This is a genomic window from Mycobacterium colombiense CECT 3035 (assembly GCF_002105755.1).
Classification (GTDB): Bacteria; Actinomycetota; Actinomycetes; order Mycobacteriales; family Mycobacteriaceae; genus Mycobacterium; species Mycobacterium colombiense.
In genome coordinates this window covers 1,794,470-1,811,256 of record NZ_CP020821.1, presented here as the reverse complement: position 1 = coordinate 1,811,256, position 16,787 = coordinate 1,794,470, and the positions used below count along the sequence as shown (strand labels likewise).

Below are 16,787 nucleotides of genomic sequence, written 5' to 3'. Positions count from 1 at the left end.
TGGAAGTTTCCGCCAAAGAAGCCGCGTGGCGTTCTCAAGCCGGCCAGCCCGAGGGCCCGGCCGGCCGGGCCCTCGGTGAGGCGCGAGCGAGCGAGTGGCCCCGGTCAGGCCACGCCCGGGTCGGACGTCTGCTCCGGGGCGGCCAGCACGTCGTCGATCTTGTACTGGCGGGCGGCCGCGACCGGGACCGACGGGTCGATCTCACCATCGCGGGCCAGCGCCTCGAGCACCGCGACCACCTGCGACTCGGCGTCGGTGTTGAAGTATCGCCGCGCCGCGGGCCGGGTGTCGGAGAAGCCGAACCCGTCGGTGCCCAGGGTGACGTAGGTGCCCGGCACCCAGGGCCGGATCTGCTCAGGCACCGCACGCATCCAGTCGGAGACGGCGACCACGGGCCCGACGGCGTCCGACAGGGCCTGGGTGACGTATGGGACGCCGGCCGGCCGGTCCGGATGGCGCAGCCGCGTCCGGTCGACGGCCACGCCGTCGCGGTTCAACTCGCCCCAGCTGGTCACCGACCACACGTCGGCGGCGACGTCCCATTCCGCGGCCAGCATCCGCGCGGCGTCCAGCGCCGCCGGCATGGCCACCCCCGACGCCAGGATCTGCGCCTTGCTGGCCCGCTGTTCGGTGGCGACGTGGTAGCGGTACAGGCCGCGCAGCACGCCCTCGGGGTCGAAGTTCTCCGGCTCGGGCGGCTGCACGTACGGCTCGTTGTAGATGGTGATGTAGAAGTAGATGTCCTCGGGGTTCTCGCCGAACATCCGCGCCAGCCCACTCTCCACGATGTAGGCGATCTCGTAGGCGAACGCCGGGTCGTAGGCGACCACCGCCGGGTTGGTGCTGGCCAGCAGCAGCGAGTGACCGTCGGCGTGCTGCAGGCCCTCGCCGGTCAGCGTGGTGCGCCCCGCGGTGGCGCCCAGTAAGAAGCCCCGGGTCATCTGGTCCGCGGCGGCCCACAGGCCGTCACCGGTGCGTTGGAAGCCGAACATCGAATAGAAGATGTAGATCGGGATCATCGGCTCGTTGTGCGTCGCATACGACGTGCCCGCCGCGATGAACGAACCGACCGACCCGGCCTCGTTGATGCCCTCGTGCAGGATGTGGCCGGCTTCGCTTTCCTTGTAGGCCAGCATCAACTCGGCGTCCACGGCGGTGTACAGCTGACCGTTGCGGTTGTAGATCTTCAGCGACGGGAACCACGAGTCCATGCCGAAGGTGCGCGCCTCGTCGGGAATGATCGGCACGATGCGCGGGCCAACCTCCTTGTCCCGCAACACTTCCTTGAAGGTGCGCACGGTCGCCATGGTGGTGGCGACCTCCTGGGTTCCCGAACCCTTCTTCAGCGCCGCATAGGTGTCGCGGCCCGGCAGTCGCAGGGCCTTCGCCTTGGTCCGCCGCTCGGGCAGGAAGCCGCCGAGGGTGCGCCGGCGGTCGAGCATGTAGCGGATCTCCGGGGCGTCCGACCCGGGGTGGTAGTAGGGCGGCAGGTACGGATTCTCGTCCAGCTGGGCGTCGCTGATCGGGATCCGCATGGAGTCCCGGAAGCGCTTAAGGTCTTCCAGCGCAAGCTTTTTCATCTGGTGGGTGGCGTTGCGGCCCTGGAAGTGTGCGCCCAGCGAGTAGCCCTTGATGGTCTTGGCCAGGATCACCGTCGGCTGGCCCTTGTGGTCGAGGGCGGCCCGGTAGGCGGCGTACACCTTGCGGTAGTCGTGGCCGCCGCGCTTGAGGTTCCAGATCTCGGCGTCGGTCATGTTCGCCACGAGCGCCTTGGTGCGCGGGTCGCGGCCGAAGAAGTGGTCGCGCACGTAGGCGCCGTCGTTGGCCTTGTACGTCTGGTAGTCGCCGTCCGGCGTGGTGTTCATCAGGTTCACCAACGCGCCGTCGCGGTCGGCGTGCAGCAGGGCGTCCCACTCGCGGCCCCAGACCACCTTGATGACGTTCCAGCCGGCGCCGCGGAAGAACGACTCCAGCTCCTGGATGATCTTGCCGTTGCCGCGCACCGGGCCGTCGAGGCGCTGCAGGTTGCAGTTGATCACGAACGTCAGGTTGTCCAGACCCTCCAGCGCGCCGACGTGCGCCAGCCCGCGGCTCTCCGGCTCGTCCATCTCGCCGTCGCCCAGGAAGCACCACACGTGCTGGTCGGAGGTGTCCTTGATGCCGCGGTCGTGCAGGTAGTGGTTGAACCGCGCTTGGTAGATGGCGTTGAGCGGGCCCAGGCCCATCGAGACCGTCGGGAATTCCCAGAAATCGGGCATCAGCCGCGGGTGCGGGTAGGACGGCAGTCCGCCGGCGGCGTGGCTGTGCTCCTGCCGGAAGCCGTCCAGCCGGTCGGCGGTCAGGCGGCCCTCCAGGAAGGCACGCGCATAGATACCCGGCGACGCGTGGCCCTGGATGAACACCTGGTCGCCGCCGCCGGGGTGCGCCTTGCCGCGGAAGAAGTGGTTGAAGCCGACCTCGTACAGCGCCGCCGACGAGGCGTAGGTCGAAATGTGGCCGCCCACACCGACTCCCGGGCGCTGTGCGCGGTGCACCATGATGGCGGCGTTCCACCGGATCCACGCCCGGTAGCGCCGTTCGACGTCCTCGTCGCCGGGGAACCACGGCTCGAGTTCGGTCGGAATGGTGTTGACGTAGTCGGTTGACGTCAGCGACGGCAGGGCGACTCGCTGCTCGCCGGCCCGTTCCAGCAATCGCAGCATCAGATAGCGCGCCCGCGACGGGCCGGAGCGCTCCAGCAATTCGTCAAAGGACTCCAGCCACTCCGACGTCTCTTCCGGATCGATGTCGGGCAGGTAGGAGGCCACCCCCTCGCGAATCACCCGAACCCGGTCGGGTTCGGTTGCGCCGGTGGGGTTTGTGGCCAGATCGTGGCGCACGAACTCAGTTGTCAACGCACTACTCCTGTTGTGTGGCGGAATGTGTGCCGTAACGGGTGGGTCGCACCCTGCCCACCATCGTGCCGCACCGGTGTTTCGCGCGGATAGCCGACGTCGGGTAGCCGATCGCAACGTCGCCTGGCGAACACCAACTCGGCGTGTGTGGGACAGGTGTGCAACCCACCCGGTAACGTCAGCCTTGTGCTCATCCGGTGGGGTGCCGTCCCTCAGACGCAGGTGAAGGCTTTGCCCCGGCGCGGGGCGCTGGCCCTCGGATGCGTCGCCGTGACGCTGATGGGCATCGTCGGGTGCACCTCCGTCACCAACGGCACGGCAACACCGGACACCAAAGTGGCGCCGGCCTACCGGCAGTCGGTGTCGGCGTCGGTGTCCGCCTCGTCGGTGACCTCGAGCGTCCGCGAGTCCCAGCGGCAGCAGTCGCTGACCACCAAGGCGGTGCGCACCGCCTGCGCCACGCTGATCACCACCAGCAAGAACGCGATCGACAAGACCAACGAATTCGTCAAGGCGTTCAACGCCGGCCGCGGCACCGGCCCGACCGAGGGCCCGGCCATCGACGCCCTCAACGACAGCGCCACCACGGTGGGCAACAGCTTCAGCGATGCCATGTCGCAGCAGATCAAGGACGCCTTCAACGCCTACATCGACGCCGCCCGCGCGGTGGCCAACGCCATCGGCACCCACGCGGGGACCGGGGAATTCAACAAACGGGTCGATCAACTCAACGACACGAAAAAGAACGCGGTGAAACTGTGCCTGGCAACGTGATGATGCGGAAGTATGGACCAGGTTCTGGCTGTGCGACGATAATCCCCAATCGCATAGCGCGCGGACGTTAAGGAGGCTCCACGGTGGTCGCGGCGGATCACGCCCCGAGCTACGCCCGCAAATTGGGCATCCAGCGGGACCAGGTTGTCCAGGAGTGGGGCTGGGACGAAGACACCGATGACGAGATCCGCGCCGCGGTCGAGGAAGCCTGCGGCAGTGACTTGCTCGACGAGGACACCGACGAGGTGGTCGACGTCGTCCTGCTGTGGTGGCGCGACGGTGACGGCGACCTGGTGGACACCCTGATGGACGCGATCGGCCCGCTGGCCGAAGACGGCGTGATCTGGGTGCTGACGCCCAAGACCGGCAAGCCGGGTCACGTCTTGCCGGCCGAAATCGCGGAGGCCGCCCCCACCGCCGGTCTGATGCCGACCTCCTCGGTCAACCTGGGGGACTGGAGCGCCAGCCGGTTGGTGCAGCCCAAATCCCGTGCCGGGAAGCGTTGATGCTGCCCGTCGGCACAGCCGCCCCGGATTTCACTTTGCGCGACCAGAACCAGCAGCGCGTCACGCTGAGTTCGTATCGGGACGCCAAGAACGTTCTGCTGGTGTTCTTCCCGCTGGCCTTCACCGGGATCTGCCAGGGCGAGCTGGATCTGTTGCGTGACCACCTGCCCGAGTTCGAAAACGATCAGAGCGCGGCGCTGGCGATCTCGGTGGGCCCGCCGCCCACCCACCGGGTCTGGTCGCTGGACAGCGGCTTCACCTTCCCGGTGCTGTCGGACTTCTGGCCGCACGGCGCGGTCAGCCAGAGCTACGGCGTGTTCAACGAGGACGCCGGCTACTCCAACCGCGGCACGTTCGTCGTCGATCGGTCCGGGATCATTCGCTTCGCCGAGATGAAGCAGCCCGGCGAGTCCCGCGACCAGCGGCTCTGGGCCGACGCCCTGGCGGCCTTGCGGGCCTGAGGGGGTTGGAAATTTTGGGAAGTTGGCCTTCGGGCGGGTAGCCTGCCCGGGCACGGGCGCGTAGCTCAGTGGTAGAGCTCTGGTTTTACACACCAGCGGTCGGCGGTTCGATACCGTCCGCGCCCACCAATGTTCGCGGTCACGTCACGCACGAGAACGCGCGCGAATCCCGGAAGCGACATGGCCGGGCCGACGAATTCGAGTTCACCGAAAATAATCGACAAACGCCGCGTCGTAGCCGCGCGTCTTTGATTGCCGGGGCCGACCAGGAATTCGACGCGTGGCGCGAATCCGGTGCGGCGGTTTCGCGCCGCGCCAGACGGCCGATGGAGGCCGTCCGGATGTCCCGCGTCGGCGATTTTTCGTATCTCCGCCCGCGTTTCGCTAAGGGGATATCAGCTAACGCGCAGCAACGGCTCAGGAAATGCACAATCTCCATGTAGACGCCCCGGCGTTACGCTTTTAGTATGCCGTTGGCCAGCGGCGAAACATTTGCTGGACACGCCAACCTGCGGCAGCCGAGATGTACAGGAATGGGCAGGGCGTACGCCCGCCATCTGAGGTTATCCCGCCGCAACGCGCGCCCCCGGAATATCGCGGTGGCCAAATCCCTGGACCCCGACCGCGCAATCCGTGTGCTGGAGTTCGAAATGCCGCGGAACACGTGCGAAAGCAATGTCCGGCCTGCCGCAAAAACACCGCCACAGACCCTGTTTTCTTACGTCGCTACAGCTCCGATCGGTGTGCCGCCCGCGCGGCCGCCCGCGTGCAGCGACTGGCACCTGCCCGGCCGTCGCCCGGCCGCGCTAGCCCCGTAGCTACCCACGTTTGTGGCGTAGATGAATATCCAAAGCCCGTCAAACGACGGGCCCTAGTAAGAACGAAGGTACTGCCATGTTCACCGGCATCACCAGGTCCACCGGCATCACCAGCCACGGCCACCTCGGCACTCTGGCTACCGCCATCCTGGTGTTAACTGGCGCTGCAATCCTGCGCGGCGGCGCAGCTGCGGCCGACCCTAACCAAGACGACCAGTTCCTCGCCCTGCTCGATCAGGAAGGCATCCCCGCCCTCGAGGGCGTCCCGTATCTGATCGATACCGCCCACAAAGTCTGTCGCGCAGTCGATGCCGGCTTTTCGGCGGACGCCGTCGTGGACGCGATGGTGCAATTTGCGTACAGCCAGGACCCGGCCGAGCGCAACTACGCCCCGGGGCGCCTCGCGCGCACCGAGGCCCGATTCGTCACTGCGTCGGTCGAGGCCTACTGCCCATACGACCGGGGCAAGATCGCTTCCCTGGCGGTCAATCCCGCGTCGGCCTGGAACGTCCCCACAGCTCCAGGGACCGCGCATGCGCATACCGCGGTCGCCGTCACCACGCCGGCGCAATGGCGGGGAGTCGTTGCGGCAGGCCGATTCCGGAATCCCGCCGGCGACATCACTCAGCCACAACCGCCGGAGATCCCAATGCCGCCACCGCCGCCGGTGGCGCATCTCCAGACGCCGCCCCGGCCGATCGCGGCACCGCCGCGACCGCGGCAGGCACCGCCCCGGCCGCAGCAGCCGGCGCCCGCACCACTGCAGCCGGCGCCCGCACCGCAGCAGCCGGCGCCCGCACCACTCGAGCCCCCACCCGCACCGCAGCAGCCCGCGCCGCCACCGCCACCCCCGCCGCCGCCGCCGGCGCCGCCACCGATGTCGCCGGGGTTTGTCAGGCTCGCGCCCTGAGGTAGTGGGCGTCGCGACGGGGCGCGTGCCGAGGGCACTGCGTCCGAGGGCACTATGAACGCGTGAAACCGTTCCGCATCGACGTTCCCGACGACGTTCTCGACGATCTGCGATCGCGGCTGGCGCGCACGCGCTGGCCCGAGGCCGAATGCGTGGACGACTGGAGCCAGGGCGTGCCGCTGGCCTACACCCGCGAGCTGGCCGACTATTGGGCCAACGCCTACGACTGGCGATCGCGGGAGGCCGCGCTCAACCGCTTCGATCAGTTCATCACCGAAATCGACGGGCTGGACCTCCATTTCATTCACCAGCGATCCCCGCACGCCGATGCCTTCCCGTTGGTGATCACGCACGGCTGGCCGGGCTCGATCGTGGAATTCCACAAGGTGATCGAGCCATTGACCAACCCCGCGTCGGGTCGCGCCGAGGACGCCTTCCACGTCGTGTGCCCGTCGCTGCCCGGGTACGGGTTCTCGGGCAAGCCCACCCACACCGGCTGGGGCGTGGAAAAGATCGCCGAGGCATGGGAAACGCTCATGGCGCGCCTGGGCTATGACCGATACGGCGCCCAGGGTGGCGACTGGGGCGCCGCGGTCACGACACAGATCGGCCGCAACGTCGGCCACTGCGTGGGCATCCACCTGAACATGCCGGTCGGCCGGCCCACCAAGGACTCGCTGACCAACCCGACCGAGGAGGAGCAACGCGCCCTGGCCGGATTGGCCAACCACCGCAAGTGGGGCACCGGCTATTCCAAGCAACAGTCCACCCGGCCGCAGACGCTGGGCTACGGCCTGGCCGATTCGCCCGTAGGGCAGCTGGCCTGGATCGTCGAAAAGTTCTGGGACTGGGCCGATTGCGACGGTCATCCCGAGAACGCGGTCAGTCGCGACGAGCTGCTCGACAACGTGATGGTCTACTGGGTGACCAACACCGCCGCGTCCTCGGCCCGCCTGTACTGGGAGAGCTTCGCGGTGTGGGGCGGCGGGGACCGCGTCGAATTGCCCACGGGCGTCGCGGCTTTCCCGGGCGAGCTGCTCAAGGCTCCGCGCAGCTGGTGCGAACCGGTCTACAACATCACCCACTGGACGGACATGCCGCGCGGCGGGCATTTCGCGGCGTTCGAACAACCGGAGCTGTTCGTCGAGGACGTGCGCGGGTTCTTCGCGACCGTGCGCTGACGTATCAGCCGGGCGGGGCGAAGAACTCCAGGGCGATGCCGTCGGGGTCGCGGAAACTCAACCCCGAGCCGTAGGGCGCATCCACGATGCCCCGTGCTCGATTCCCAGTTCGCCCAGGCGGGTGACCCACTTCTCCAGCTCGGCGCGCCCGGTGCAGCCGAAGCCGACGTGGTCGAGCCCGACGCGGTGTTCGCTGAACTTCTCGTCGGGGGCCGCCCGGTCGTGCTGATGGATGCCGAATACGGTGCCGCCGTCGAGCATCCACACCTGGTGGTGGAAGCCGGCGTCGGTGTGCTCATCGAGGATCGGGTCGGCGCCGAGCAGGTTGCGATACCACGGTCCGCTGACTTCGAGGTCGCGCACCGTGACCGCGACGTGGTTGAGCGCTGGAAAGGTCATGCCTTGCCACGCTAGTCCGCTTTGCGCGGTTTGCCGACCAGCGGGCCGCTGGCCGAGTAGCCACCGTCCACGGCCAGCGCGGCACCGGTGACGAACGATGCCTCGTCGCTGGCGAGAAAGAGTGCGGCGGCGGCCAATTCGGCGGGTTCGCCCCACCGCGCCATTGGTGTCGGCAGGTAACCGCCCGGCGGCACCTCGTCGTCGGGTTTGGCGCCGGCCAGGCCGGTGTAGGTCATCCCGGGGCAGATCGCGTTGATGCGCACGTTCGTCTTGGCGTAATCGAGCGCGGCGGATTTGGTCATCTGCACCACCGCGGCCTTGGCTGCGGCGTAGCAGGACAAGCCTTTCCAGCCGACCAGCCCGGACGCCGAGGCTGTGTTGACGACGGCGCCGCCGCCCGCCTCGAGCATCGCGGGGATCGCGTATTTCATGCCGAGGAACACGCCTTTGAGATTGATGGCCAGGATCTTGTCGAACATTTCTTCGTCGGTGTCGGCCAGGGCCGCGTGTGGCCCACCGAATCCGGCGTTGTTCAGCAGCACGTCCACCCGGCCGAAGCGGTCGACGGTGGTGGCGACCATGCGTTGCACGTCGGCGGCGTCGGTGACGTCGACGTGCACCGGCAGCGCGACATCGCCGAGCCTGGCGGCGATCTCGCGCTCCTGCCCGCTGACGTCGGCGCAGACGACGCGGGCGCCCTCGTCGGCGAACCGCAGGGCCGCGGCCCACCCGATGCCGGAGCCCGCGCCGGTGATGATGGCGACCTTGCCCGCGAGACGATCCTGGGCCATCTAGACGATCCGCCGGCCCTGGCGCGCGCGGGATCGCATGTCCCACAGGTAGAGCCGGTAACCGAAGATCCAGGCCCGGTGCGGGATCAGCCGGTCGGCCAGCCGCAGAGCCGCCAGCAGCCAACCGAAGCGGCGCTGCCGGCCCGGCGACCAGTCCAGCCCCATCAACTCCCGGAACTCGGGAGCCAGAAACCCCGTGGTCGCGAACAGGTTGAACGGCCCCGCCAGCACCCGCACCGGCCACGGCAGGAACGCCAACGCCGCCACGCCGCGCAGGTGCTCGCGCACCGGAGGATCGATGCGCAGCTCGTCGAGCGAGCGTTTCCAGTACTCGTCGAACGCGGCCCGGTCCGGCGGCCACATCCGCTCGGGCACTTGCAGTGTCGTGCCCAGCCGGCTGGCATCTTGGTAGACCGCGTCGGCCGTCGCGTCGTCCAGCGGGCCGTGCAGGAACTCGTGCTGGTCGACGAAATACCGGTACAGGCAGGCCGCCACCCACAGCTGCAACTTGGGGTCAAAGGCGTTGTAGGACACCGGGCTCGACGACGTCGACCGGACCTGCCGGTGGGCGACGTCGACGGCCGCGCAGATCAGCGTCCGGTCGTACGCGGTCCCGATGGTGGCGGCCGCCAGGTAGGTGCCGGTGGTGCGGGCGCGCTTGAACGGATGCTTGTAGACGTTGCCGCTGTCCACCGGGCTTTCCAGCACGCCGTAGCCGACACCGGGCAACGACAACTGCATGATGACGTTCGCGGCGGGCAACAACGCCGCCGCCGGGTTCAGCAGGTCGGCGACCCGGGTCGCGGGCCGCTTCACCGCGAACCACGCCTGCTGGGCCTCATGCCTTCGAGTAGATCATCGCCGGATCGCCGCGATCAATGATCTCCGCGTTATATCCGCCCGAGAAATGGGCACGCCTTCGCGGTCGCCTAGCCGACAGGGCGGATGTGAGACGCTGCCGGGGTGGTTGCGAGGCGGGCGCGGATCGCGGGCGTGGCGATCGGCTATCTGGCCGACCGCGCGCTGGGTGACCCGCGCCGCGGTCACCCGGTCGCGCTGTTCGGGCGGGCCGCGGCCGCGCTGGAGAACGTGATCTACCGCGACGGGAGGGTCGCCGGCGCCTTCCACGTCGCCGCGCTGCTCGCGGCGCTCGGCCTGCTGGGCCTGTCCGTGGAACGCGCCGCCGCGCGGCGCGGCCCGGCGTGGACGATCGCGGCGACCGGAGCGGCCACCTGGGTCGCGCTGGGCGGCACCTCGCTGGCGCGCACCGGCCTGGACATGTCGGAGCGGCTGGAACGCGGCGACGTCGAGGCCGCGCGCGGGTTGCTGCCCTCGTTGTGTGGGCGCGATCCGGCGTCGCTGGACGAGGCCGGACTGGCCCGCGCGGCACTGGAGTCGATCGCCGAGAACACCTCCGACGCGCAGGTGGCGCCGCTGCTGTGGGCGGCGGCCGGCGGCGTCCCCGCGGTGCTGGTGTATCGCGGCATCAACACCCTGGACTCGATGGTGGGTTATCGCTCGCCGCGCTATCTCCGATTCGGTTGGGCCGCAGCACGATTGGATGACGTCGCCAACTACGCCGCCGCGCGGGTGACCGCGTCGCTGGCGGTGCTGCTGGCGCCGCTGGTCGGCGGATCACCGTCGGGCGCGGCACGGGCCTGGCGCCGCGATGCCGCCCGTCACCCCAGCCCCAACGCGGGCGTCGTCGAGGCGGCCTTCGCCGGGGCGCTGGGCGTGCGGCTGGGCGGGCCCACGCAATACCGCCACGAGCTGCAGATCCGGCCCACCCTGGGCGATGGCCGGGCGCCGGCGGTGACCGACCTGCGGCGCGCGGTGGCGCTGTCGGCACTGGTGCAGACGGGCGCCGCCGTGGCGGCGGGGCTGGCGGTGTGCCTGTCGGGCTACCGCCGCCGGCCGTAGCGGTCGGCGAGTTTGGCCTCCACGGACTGCGGCGCTTCGGGCGCCTCGGGCGTGGGCGCCACCTCGGCGGCCGGCCGCTGTTGCTGCTCCTGGCGGCGGGCGCGGATCTCGGAGTAGGCGAAGTAGCCCAACCCGATCGGGGCGAGGATGCCGAACGCGATCCACTGGATGCCGTAGGACAGGAACGGGCCGGCGTCCAGCTGTGGCACGCCGACCACGCCGAGGCCGCCGGGCTGGCCGTCGATCAGTTGCAGGTAGGACCCGGCCAACGGGACCTTGGTCAGCACCGCCACCTGTTCGGTGTCGATCGAATACACCTGCTGCACACCGTCTCCCACGAAGGGATCCTTGTTCACCGCGGCGGTCTCGGAGTTGCGCAGCCGCGCCGTGATGGTCACCGTCTGCGTCGGGGGACGGGGGATGGGCGGCACATGGGAACCCTCCAGCGGGCGCACGTAGCCGCGGTCGACCAGGACGGTCGGCCCGCCGTCGACGACGAACGGCACCAGCACCTCGAACGCCGGCTTCGAATCGATCACCCGCAATCGGGCCAGCACCTGCACGTCGGGCAGGTAGTGCCCGGTGGCGGTGACCTGTCGCCACTGCGCGTCCGGGGCCGCTGAATTCCGCTGCGGCAGAAGCATTTTCAGCGGGACGGGCGCGGTGTTCAACGACGATTCGATCTGGTGGTTCTCCTGCGAGGTCCTGCTGTGCTTGCCGAGCTGCCAGGGTGCGAGCACCGTGAAGCACAGGTACGCGAAGGCGACGACCACCAGGGCCAGCACGATCCAGCCCGGGCGCAGCGCAAAGGGCAGGCGGCGCATCACGTGGAGCCGTTCTGGGTGAGCCGCTCGTCGACCCAGTCGTGCAGGCCGGGCAGCGCGGCCTCGATGACCGTGTACACGCGCTCGAAGTCTGCGATGTCGCCGTAGTAGGGGTCGTCGACGTCGGGGGTGTGCGCGCCGGTGCGCGGATCGAAGGACCGCAGCATCCGGACGCGGTCCTCGTCGGCGCCCAGGTGCCGCAGCATCCGGGCGTGGTTGCGGTCCAGGGCCACCACCAGGTCGGCGCCCAGGTGCTCGGCGTCGACCTGGGTGGCGCGGTGCTCGCACGCGTAGCCGTGGGCGCGCAGCACGCCGGCGGCCCGCTCGTCGGCGCACTCACCGACGTGCCAGTTGCCGGTGCCGGCGCTGCTCACCCGGACCGCGTCGGCCAGGCCGCGCCGGCGCAGCTGGTCGGCGAACATCTTCTCGGCCATCACCGACCGGCAGATGTTGCCGGTGCACACGAACGTGACGTGCAGCGGCTCGCGACTAGACACCCAGCGCCCTCCGTAATTCGTCGATGGTCGCGGCGTGCGTCACCCCGGACGCGGCGCGGTCGGGAAAGTCGGCCTTGCCGTAGCCCCAGCCGACCACCACGGTGTCGATGCCGTGCGCGGCCGCGCCGTGCACGTCGTGGCTGCGGTCACCGACCATCAGCACCCGGTCGGGCAGCGGCTCCAGCTGCTCCAGGGCGTGGGCCAGCACCTCGACCTTGGCCTTGCGCGCACCGTCGGGGCTCGCGCCGGCGATCACCTCGAAGTGCTGGTCGAGTCCGAAGTGGGCGAGGATGCGCCGCGCGGTCGGCTCCAGCTTGGAGGTGGCGACCGCCAGCCGGACACCGGCCGCGCGCAGGTCCACCAGCAGCGCCTCGATCCCGTCGAACAGCGCGTTCATCGCCCAGCCCCGGGCGCCGTACTCGGCGCGGAAGGCCGCGATCGCCTTCTCGGCGTCGTCGCCGAGTTCCATGGCCCGAAAAGTGTCGTCCATCGGCGGACCGACGATCTGTGCGACGAGGTCGCCGGGCGGCACCGGGGCGCCGATGTGCTCGAGCGCGTACAGGAAGCTGGCGACGATCCCTTCCGCGGAGTCGGTCAGCGTGCCGTCGAGATCGAAGATCACCAGCTGCGCCGCGGCGGGGGCGGTGGCGTCCGGGGCCTGCCGATCGGCTGACGTTGTGCCTGTCACCTCACCATTGTCCTCGATGGCTGCGGCCGGGTGTGACGGTGTTGGTCCGGCGGGCCCGCGGGGCGCACTAGTGTTTCACGGATGGCGAGTCTGAACCTGAGCCCGCCTGCGGCGCGCTACCACGGCGATCAGGCCGTCGCGCCCGGGATGCTGGATTTCGCCGTCAACGTCCGGCACGGCCAACCGCCGGAGTGGCTGCTGCGGCGGCTGGCCGAGCGGCTGCCCGATCTGGCGCGCTACCCGAGCCTCGACGACGTGCGCCGGGCGCAGGACGCGGCCGCCGAGCGGCACGGCCGGGCCCGCGACGAGGTGCTGCCGCTGGCCGGGGTGGCCGAGGCGTTCGCCCTGCTGGGCAATCTGCGGCCGCGGCGGGCGGCGATCATCGCGCCGGCGTTCACCGAGCCGGCCGTCGCGCTGACGGCGGCCGGGGTGCCGGTGCACCACGTCGTGCTGGAGCCGCCGTTCGGCCTGGCCGGGGCGGCCGTCCCCGACGACGCCGACCTCGTCGTGGTGGGTAATCCGACCAACCCCACCTCGGTGCTGCACACCCGCGAACAATTGCTGGCGTTGCGCCGGCCGGGGCGCATCCTCGTGGTCGACGAGGCGTTCGCCGACTCGATTCCCGGTGAGTCGCAGTCGCTGGCCGGTGACGCGCTGCCCGACGTGCTGGTGCTGCGCAGCCTGACCAAGACCTGGGCGCTGGCCGGGTTGCGGGTGGGCTACGCGCTGGGCTCCCCGGACGTGCTGGCGCGGTTGACCGCCCAGCGGGCGCACTGGCCGGTGGGGACGCTGCAACTGACGGCCATCGCCGCGTGCTGCGGCCGCCAGGCCGTCGCCGAGGCGGCGGCCGGCGCGGCGCGATTGTTCCGGTTGCGCGCCGAGATGGTGACCGGCCTGGCATCGGTGGGTGCCGAGGTGGTCGACGGCCGGGCTCCGTTCGTGCTGTTTCGCACACCCGATGCGGTCCACATCCGAAAGACTCTGCATGACAGGGGAATTGCCATTCGCCGCTGTGATACGTTCGTCGGCCTGGACGAGCGGTACCTGCGGGCGGCGGTGCGCCGCGAGTGGCCGCAATTGGTGCAGGCCATCGCGGAATCGACGGGACACCTCGGGGGGAAGCGGTGAGCGTGCGGCTGGCCGAGGTCATCGCGGTGCTCGACGAGGCCTACCCGCCGCGGCTCGCCGAATCCTGGGATTCGGTGGGCCTGGTGTGCGGCGACCCCGACGACGAGCTCGAGTCGGTGACCGTGGCGGTCGACGCGACGCCGGCGGTCGTCGACGAGGTTCCCCCGGCGAGCCTGCTGCTGGCCCACCATCCACTGCTGCTGCGCGGCGTGGACTCCGTGGCGGCCAGCACTCCCAAGGGTGCGCTGGTGCACCGGCTGATCCGGACCGGGCGTTCGCTGTTCACCGCGCACACCAATGCCGACTCGGCCCGCCCGGGCGTCTCCGACGCGCTGGCCGAGGCCCTGGGTCTTGACGTCGAAGCCGTCCTCGAACCGGTGTCGGATGCGCCCGACATCGACAAGTGGGTCGTCTACGTGCCCGCCGAGAACGCGGAAGCGGTGCAGGCGGCGGTGTTTGCGGCCGGGGCCGGCCATATCGGGGACTATTCGCACTGCAGCTGGACCGTCAGCGGCATCGGCCAGTTCCTGCCGCACGAAGGCGCCTCGCCCGCGGTGGGCAGCGTCGGGAATGTCGAGCGGGTGGCCGAAGACCGGTTCGAGGTCGTCGCGCCCGCGCGTTCGAGGGCCGCGGTGCTGGCGGCGATGCGCGCCGCCCATCCCTACGAGGAGCCCGCGTTCGACATCTTCGCGATGGTGCCCCCGCCCGGCGACGCCGGATTGGGCCGCGTCGGGATGCTGGCACGCCCGGAACCGTTGCGCAGCTTCGTCTCCCGCGTCGGCGCGGCGCTGCCGCGCACGTCGTGGGGAGTGCGGGCGGCGGGTGACCCCGAGATGCCGGTGTCGCGGGTTGCCGTGTGCGGCGGTGCCGGGGACTCGCTGCTGGCCGCCGCGGCCGGTGCCGGCGTGCAGGCCTACGTGACGGCCGACCTGCGCCACCACCCGGCCGACGAACATCGCCGCGCCTCGGAGGTGGCCTTGATCGATGTGGCACATTGGGCAAGTGAATTCCCATGGTGTGAGCAGGCCGCCGGCTTGCTGCGGTCGCGTTTCGGTGCGGAGCTCCCGGTGCGGGTGAGCTCGATTCGCACCGACCCCTGGAACGTCGAGCCCGATGGCAACGGGGGGGAGCGGTCATGAAAGCTGAAGTGGCGCAGCAACGTTCGTTGCTCGAGTTGGCGAAATTGGACGCCGAGCTGTCCCGCATCACGCACCGGGCCACCCACCTGCCCGAGCAAGAGGCCTGCGAGCGGCTGCAGGCGGAGTCCGAGGCCGCCGGTGACCGGGTGGCCACGCTGCGCATCGCGCTGGAGGACATCGACGCCCAGGTGGCGCGGCTCGAGACGGAGATCGAGGGGGTGCGCCGGCGCGAGGACCGCGACCGCTCGCTGCTGCAGTCGGGGGCGACCGACGCCAAGCAGCTCTCGGATCTCCAGCACGAGCTGGAGACCCTGCAGCGCCGGCAGACCAGCCTGGAGGACTCCCTGCTCGAGGTGATGGAGCGTCGCGAGGAGCTGCAATCGCAGCTGGACGACGAGCAGCGGACCCTCACGTCGCTGGAGACCGAGATGGCCGCCGCGCGGGAGGCGCTCGAGGCCGCGGTCGCCGAGCTCAGCCAGGCCCGCGAGCTGCAGGCCTCGCGGCGCGACTCGCTGAGCGCGGCGCTGGACCCCGCGCTCTCGGCGCTCTACGAACGCCAGCGCGCCGGGGGAGGCGCCGGTGCCGGGCAGCTGCTGGGCCGCCGGTGCGGAGCCTGCCGGCTCGAGATCGACCGCGGCGAGCTGTCCCGCATCTCGGCGGCCGCCGAGGACGATGTCGTGCGCTGCCCGGAATGCGGCGCGATCCTGTTGCGGGTCAAGGGATTCGATCAGTGAAAGTCGTCATCGAGGCCGACGGCGGATCACGCGGCAACCCCGGGCCGGCCGGATACGGTGCGGTGGTGTGGACCGAGGACCGCACGACCGTGCTGGCGGAGGCCAAGCAGGCCATCGGCCGGGCAACCAACAATGTTGCCGAATACCGGGGCCTGATAGCCGGTTTGGACGACGCCCTGAACCTGGGCGCCACCGAGGCGGCGGTGTACCTGGACTCCAAACTGCTGGTGGAGCAGATGTCCGGGCGGTGGAAGGTCAAGCACCCCGACCTGATCGAACTGCACGCCGAGGCCCGTGACCGGGCGCGACGGTTCGCGCGCATCAGCTACTCGTGGATCCCGCGGGCGCGCAACACGCATGCCGACCGGTTGGCCAACGAGGCGATGGACGCCGCCGCCGAGGCCAGCGGCTCCGCCGAAAAGCCCGAACCGGCGCCACTATCCGCCCCGGTGGAAAAACCGGAACCCGTCGCGGCGCCGGCCCCGTCGCCGCCCGGCTGGACCGGCGCGCGCGGCGCCCCACCCGGCTGCTGCTGCTGCGCCACGGCCAGACCGAGTTGTCGGTGCACCGCCGCTATTCGGGCCGTGGCAACCCGGCGCTCACGGAGGTGGGGCGGCGGCAGGCCGACGCGGCGGCGCGCTATCTGGCGCAGCGCGGCGGCATTTCGACGGTCTTCGCCTCCCCGCTGCAGCGGGCCTATGACACGGCGGCGGCCGCCGCCAAGGCGCTGGGCCTGGACGTGACCGTCGACGACGACCTGATCGAGACCGATTTCGGGGCGTGGGAGGGGCTGACGTTCACCGAGGCCGCCGAGCGCGATCCCGAGCTGCACGGTCGCTGGCTGCGCGATACCAGCACCGCACCGCCGGGCGGGGAAAGCTTCGACGCGGTGGCCGAGCGGGTGTCGAGGTTTCGTGACCGGATCGTCGCCGCGCACCAGGGCAGCACGGTGCTGGTGGTGTCGCACGTGACACCGATCAAGATGCTGCTGCGCGAGGCGCTGGACGCCGGGGCCGGCATCCTGTACCGCCTGCACCTCGACCTGGCGTCGCTGAGCATCGCCGAATTCTATTCCGACGGAGCGTCTTCGGTGCGTCTGGTCAACCAGACGGCGTATCTGTAA

The 16,787-nt window shown here is 70.2% G+C and carries 15 protein-coding genes, 1 tRNA gene and 2 pseudogenes; 11 read left to right on the top strand and 7 right to left on the bottom strand.

What is annotated here, in order from left to right:
- Positions 1-104 precede the first annotated feature (104 nt).
- Positions 105-2,894 carry a pyruvate dehydrogenase (acetyl-transferring), homodimeric type gene (aceE, locus tag B9D87_RS08335; protein ID WP_040629769.1) on the bottom strand — a complete coding sequence of 930 codons (2,790 nt, stop codon included), beginning with the start codon at positions 2,892-2,894 and terminating at the stop codon, positions 105-107.
- A gap of 186 nt (positions 2,895-3,080) precedes the next feature.
- On the opposite strand from aceE, the gene B9D87_RS08330 reads away from it, so the two are divergent.
- The 6 genes from B9D87_RS08330 to B9D87_RS08305 all read left to right on the top strand — a co-directional run bounded on the left by B9D87_RS08330 (position 3,081) and on the right by B9D87_RS08305 (position 7,544).
- Positions 3,081-3,668 carry an Rv2240c family protein gene (locus B9D87_RS08330; protein WP_007770621.1) on the top strand — a complete coding sequence of 196 codons (588 nt, stop codon included), beginning with the start codon at positions 3,081-3,083 and terminating at the stop codon, positions 3,666-3,668.
- Positions 3,669-3,751: 83 nt separating this feature from the next.
- Entirely contained in the window at positions 3,752-4,174 is a 423-nt protein-coding gene (locus tag B9D87_RS08325) for a DUF3052 domain-containing protein (protein ID WP_007770623.1), read from the top strand.
- Positions 4,174-4,635 (top strand): peroxiredoxin, encoded by a 462-nt coding sequence (locus B9D87_RS08320; protein WP_007770624.1) that lies wholly within the window; start codon positions 4,174-4,176, stop codon positions 4,633-4,635. The genes B9D87_RS08325 and B9D87_RS08320 overlap by 1 nt, the downstream gene beginning before the upstream one ends.
- Before the next feature lie 54 nt (positions 4,636-4,689).
- Positions 4,690-4,764, top strand: a tRNA-Val gene (locus B9D87_RS08315).
- 765 nt (positions 4,765-5,529) lie between these two features.
- Positions 5,530-6,363, top strand: coding sequence for a DUF732 domain-containing protein (locus B9D87_RS08310; protein ID WP_007770625.1), 834 nt, complete (start codon positions 5,530-5,532; stop codon positions 6,361-6,363).
- Between the two features lie 62 nt (positions 6,364-6,425).
- Positions 6,426-7,544, top strand: a complete 1,119-nt coding sequence (locus B9D87_RS08305; RefSeq protein ID WP_007770627.1) for an epoxide hydrolase family protein — start codon at positions 6,426-6,428, stop codon at positions 7,542-7,544.
- A 4-nt stretch (positions 7,545-7,548) separates the two neighbouring features.
- On the opposite strand, the pseudogene B9D87_RS08300 reads toward B9D87_RS08305, so the two are convergent.
- From B9D87_RS08300 to B9D87_RS08290, 3 genes and pseudogenes are all read right to left on the bottom strand, one after another.
- Positions 7,549-7,943, bottom strand: a pseudogene (locus B9D87_RS08300) (VOC family protein).
- Between the two features lie 11 nt (positions 7,944-7,954).
- On the bottom strand, positions 7,955-8,734 hold the full coding sequence (locus B9D87_RS08295) for an SDR family NAD(P)-dependent oxidoreductase (RefSeq protein ID WP_007770629.1): 780 nt from the start codon (positions 8,732-8,734) through the stop codon (positions 7,955-7,957).
- Positions 8,735-9,550 (bottom strand): oxygenase MpaB family protein, encoded by an 816-nt coding sequence (locus B9D87_RS08290; RefSeq protein WP_007770630.1) that lies wholly within the window; start codon positions 9,548-9,550, stop codon positions 8,735-8,737.
- A 147-nt stretch (positions 9,551-9,697) separates the two neighbouring features.
- Here B9D87_RS08290 and B9D87_RS08285 point away from each other — a divergent pair, with 147 nt between their 5' ends.
- Complete coding sequence (locus B9D87_RS08285; protein ID WP_040629770.1) at positions 9,698-10,654, top strand: cobalamin biosynthesis protein; 957 nt, start codon at positions 9,698-9,700, stop codon at positions 10,652-10,654.
- Here the strand turns inward: B9D87_RS08285 and B9D87_RS08280 are convergent.
- From B9D87_RS08280 to B9D87_RS08270, 3 genes are read right to left on the bottom strand one after another with little or no spacing between them, the layout of a single operon-like run.
- Entirely contained in the window at positions 10,636-11,478 is an 843-nt protein-coding gene (locus B9D87_RS08280) for an SURF1 family cytochrome oxidase biogenesis protein (protein WP_007770632.1), read from the bottom strand. The genes B9D87_RS08285 and B9D87_RS08280 overlap by 19 nt on opposite strands.
- Positions 11,478-11,912 (bottom strand): low molecular weight protein-tyrosine-phosphatase, encoded by a 435-nt coding sequence (locus B9D87_RS08275; protein WP_234010115.1) that lies wholly within the window; start codon positions 11,910-11,912, stop codon positions 11,478-11,480. Before B9D87_RS08275 ends, B9D87_RS08280 begins: the two co-directional genes overlap by 1 nt.
- A 55-nt stretch (positions 11,913-11,967) precedes the next feature.
- On the bottom strand, positions 11,968-12,663 hold the full coding sequence (locus tag B9D87_RS08270) for an HAD-IA family hydrolase (protein ID WP_007770634.1): 696 nt from the start codon (positions 12,661-12,663) through the stop codon (positions 11,968-11,970).
- 81 nt (positions 12,664-12,744) lie between these two features.
- Between B9D87_RS08270 and cobC the strand changes: the two genes are divergently transcribed.
- The 4 genes and pseudogenes from cobC (at position 12,745) to B9D87_RS08250 (ending at position 16,787) form a co-directional block, all read left to right on the top strand.
- Complete coding sequence (gene cobC / locus B9D87_RS08265; protein ID WP_007770635.1) at positions 12,745-13,791, top strand: Rv2231c family histidinol phosphate aminotransferase CobC; 1,047 nt, start codon at positions 12,745-12,747, stop codon at positions 13,789-13,791.
- Positions 13,788-14,930: a Nif3-like dinuclear metal center hexameric protein gene (locus B9D87_RS08260; protein WP_007770638.1), complete on the top strand. Its 1,143-nt coding sequence runs from the start codon at positions 13,788-13,790 to the stop codon at positions 14,928-14,930. The genes cobC and B9D87_RS08260 overlap by 4 nt, the downstream gene beginning before the upstream one ends.
- Positions 14,927-15,664 carry a zinc ribbon domain-containing protein gene (locus tag B9D87_RS08255; protein ID WP_007770641.1) on the top strand — a complete coding sequence of 246 codons (738 nt, stop codon included), beginning with the start codon at positions 14,927-14,929 and terminating at the stop codon, positions 15,662-15,664. Before B9D87_RS08260 ends, B9D87_RS08255 begins: the two co-directional genes overlap by 4 nt.
- Positions 15,661-16,787: pseudogene (locus B9D87_RS08250) on the top strand (bifunctional RNase H/acid phosphatase). The gene B9D87_RS08255 and the pseudogene B9D87_RS08250 overlap by 4 nt, the downstream one beginning before the upstream one ends.

What these genes read in the sequence shown, in the direction of transcription:
- B9D87_RS08295 (WP_007770629.1), bottom strand. Translation starts at nt 8,734, where the DNA reads ATGGCCCAGGATCGTCTCGCGGGCAAGGTCGCCATCATCACCGGCGCG.
- B9D87_RS08280 (WP_007770632.1), bottom strand. Translation starts at nt 11,478, where the DNA reads ATGCGCCGCCTGCCCTTTGCGCTGCGCCCGGGCTGGATCGTGCTGGCC.
- B9D87_RS08275 (WP_234010115.1), bottom strand. Translation starts at nt 11,912, where the DNA reads ATGGCCGAGAAGATGTTCGCCGACCAGCTGCGCCGGCGCGGCCTGGCC.
- cobC (WP_007770635.1), top strand. Translation starts at nt 12,745, where the DNA reads ATGGCGAGTCTGAACCTGAGCCCGCCTGCGGCGCGCTACCACGGCGAT.
- B9D87_RS08320 (WP_007770624.1), top strand. Translation starts at nt 4,174, where the DNA reads ATGCTGCCCGTCGGCACAGCCGCCCCGGATTTCACTTTGCGCGACCAG.
- B9D87_RS08310 (WP_007770625.1), top strand. Translation starts at nt 5,530, where the DNA reads ATGTTCACCGGCATCACCAGGTCCACCGGCATCACCAGCCACGGCCAC.
- B9D87_RS08255 (WP_007770641.1), top strand. Translation starts at nt 14,927, where the DNA reads ATGAAAGCTGAAGTGGCGCAGCAACGTTCGTTGCTCGAGTTGGCGAAA.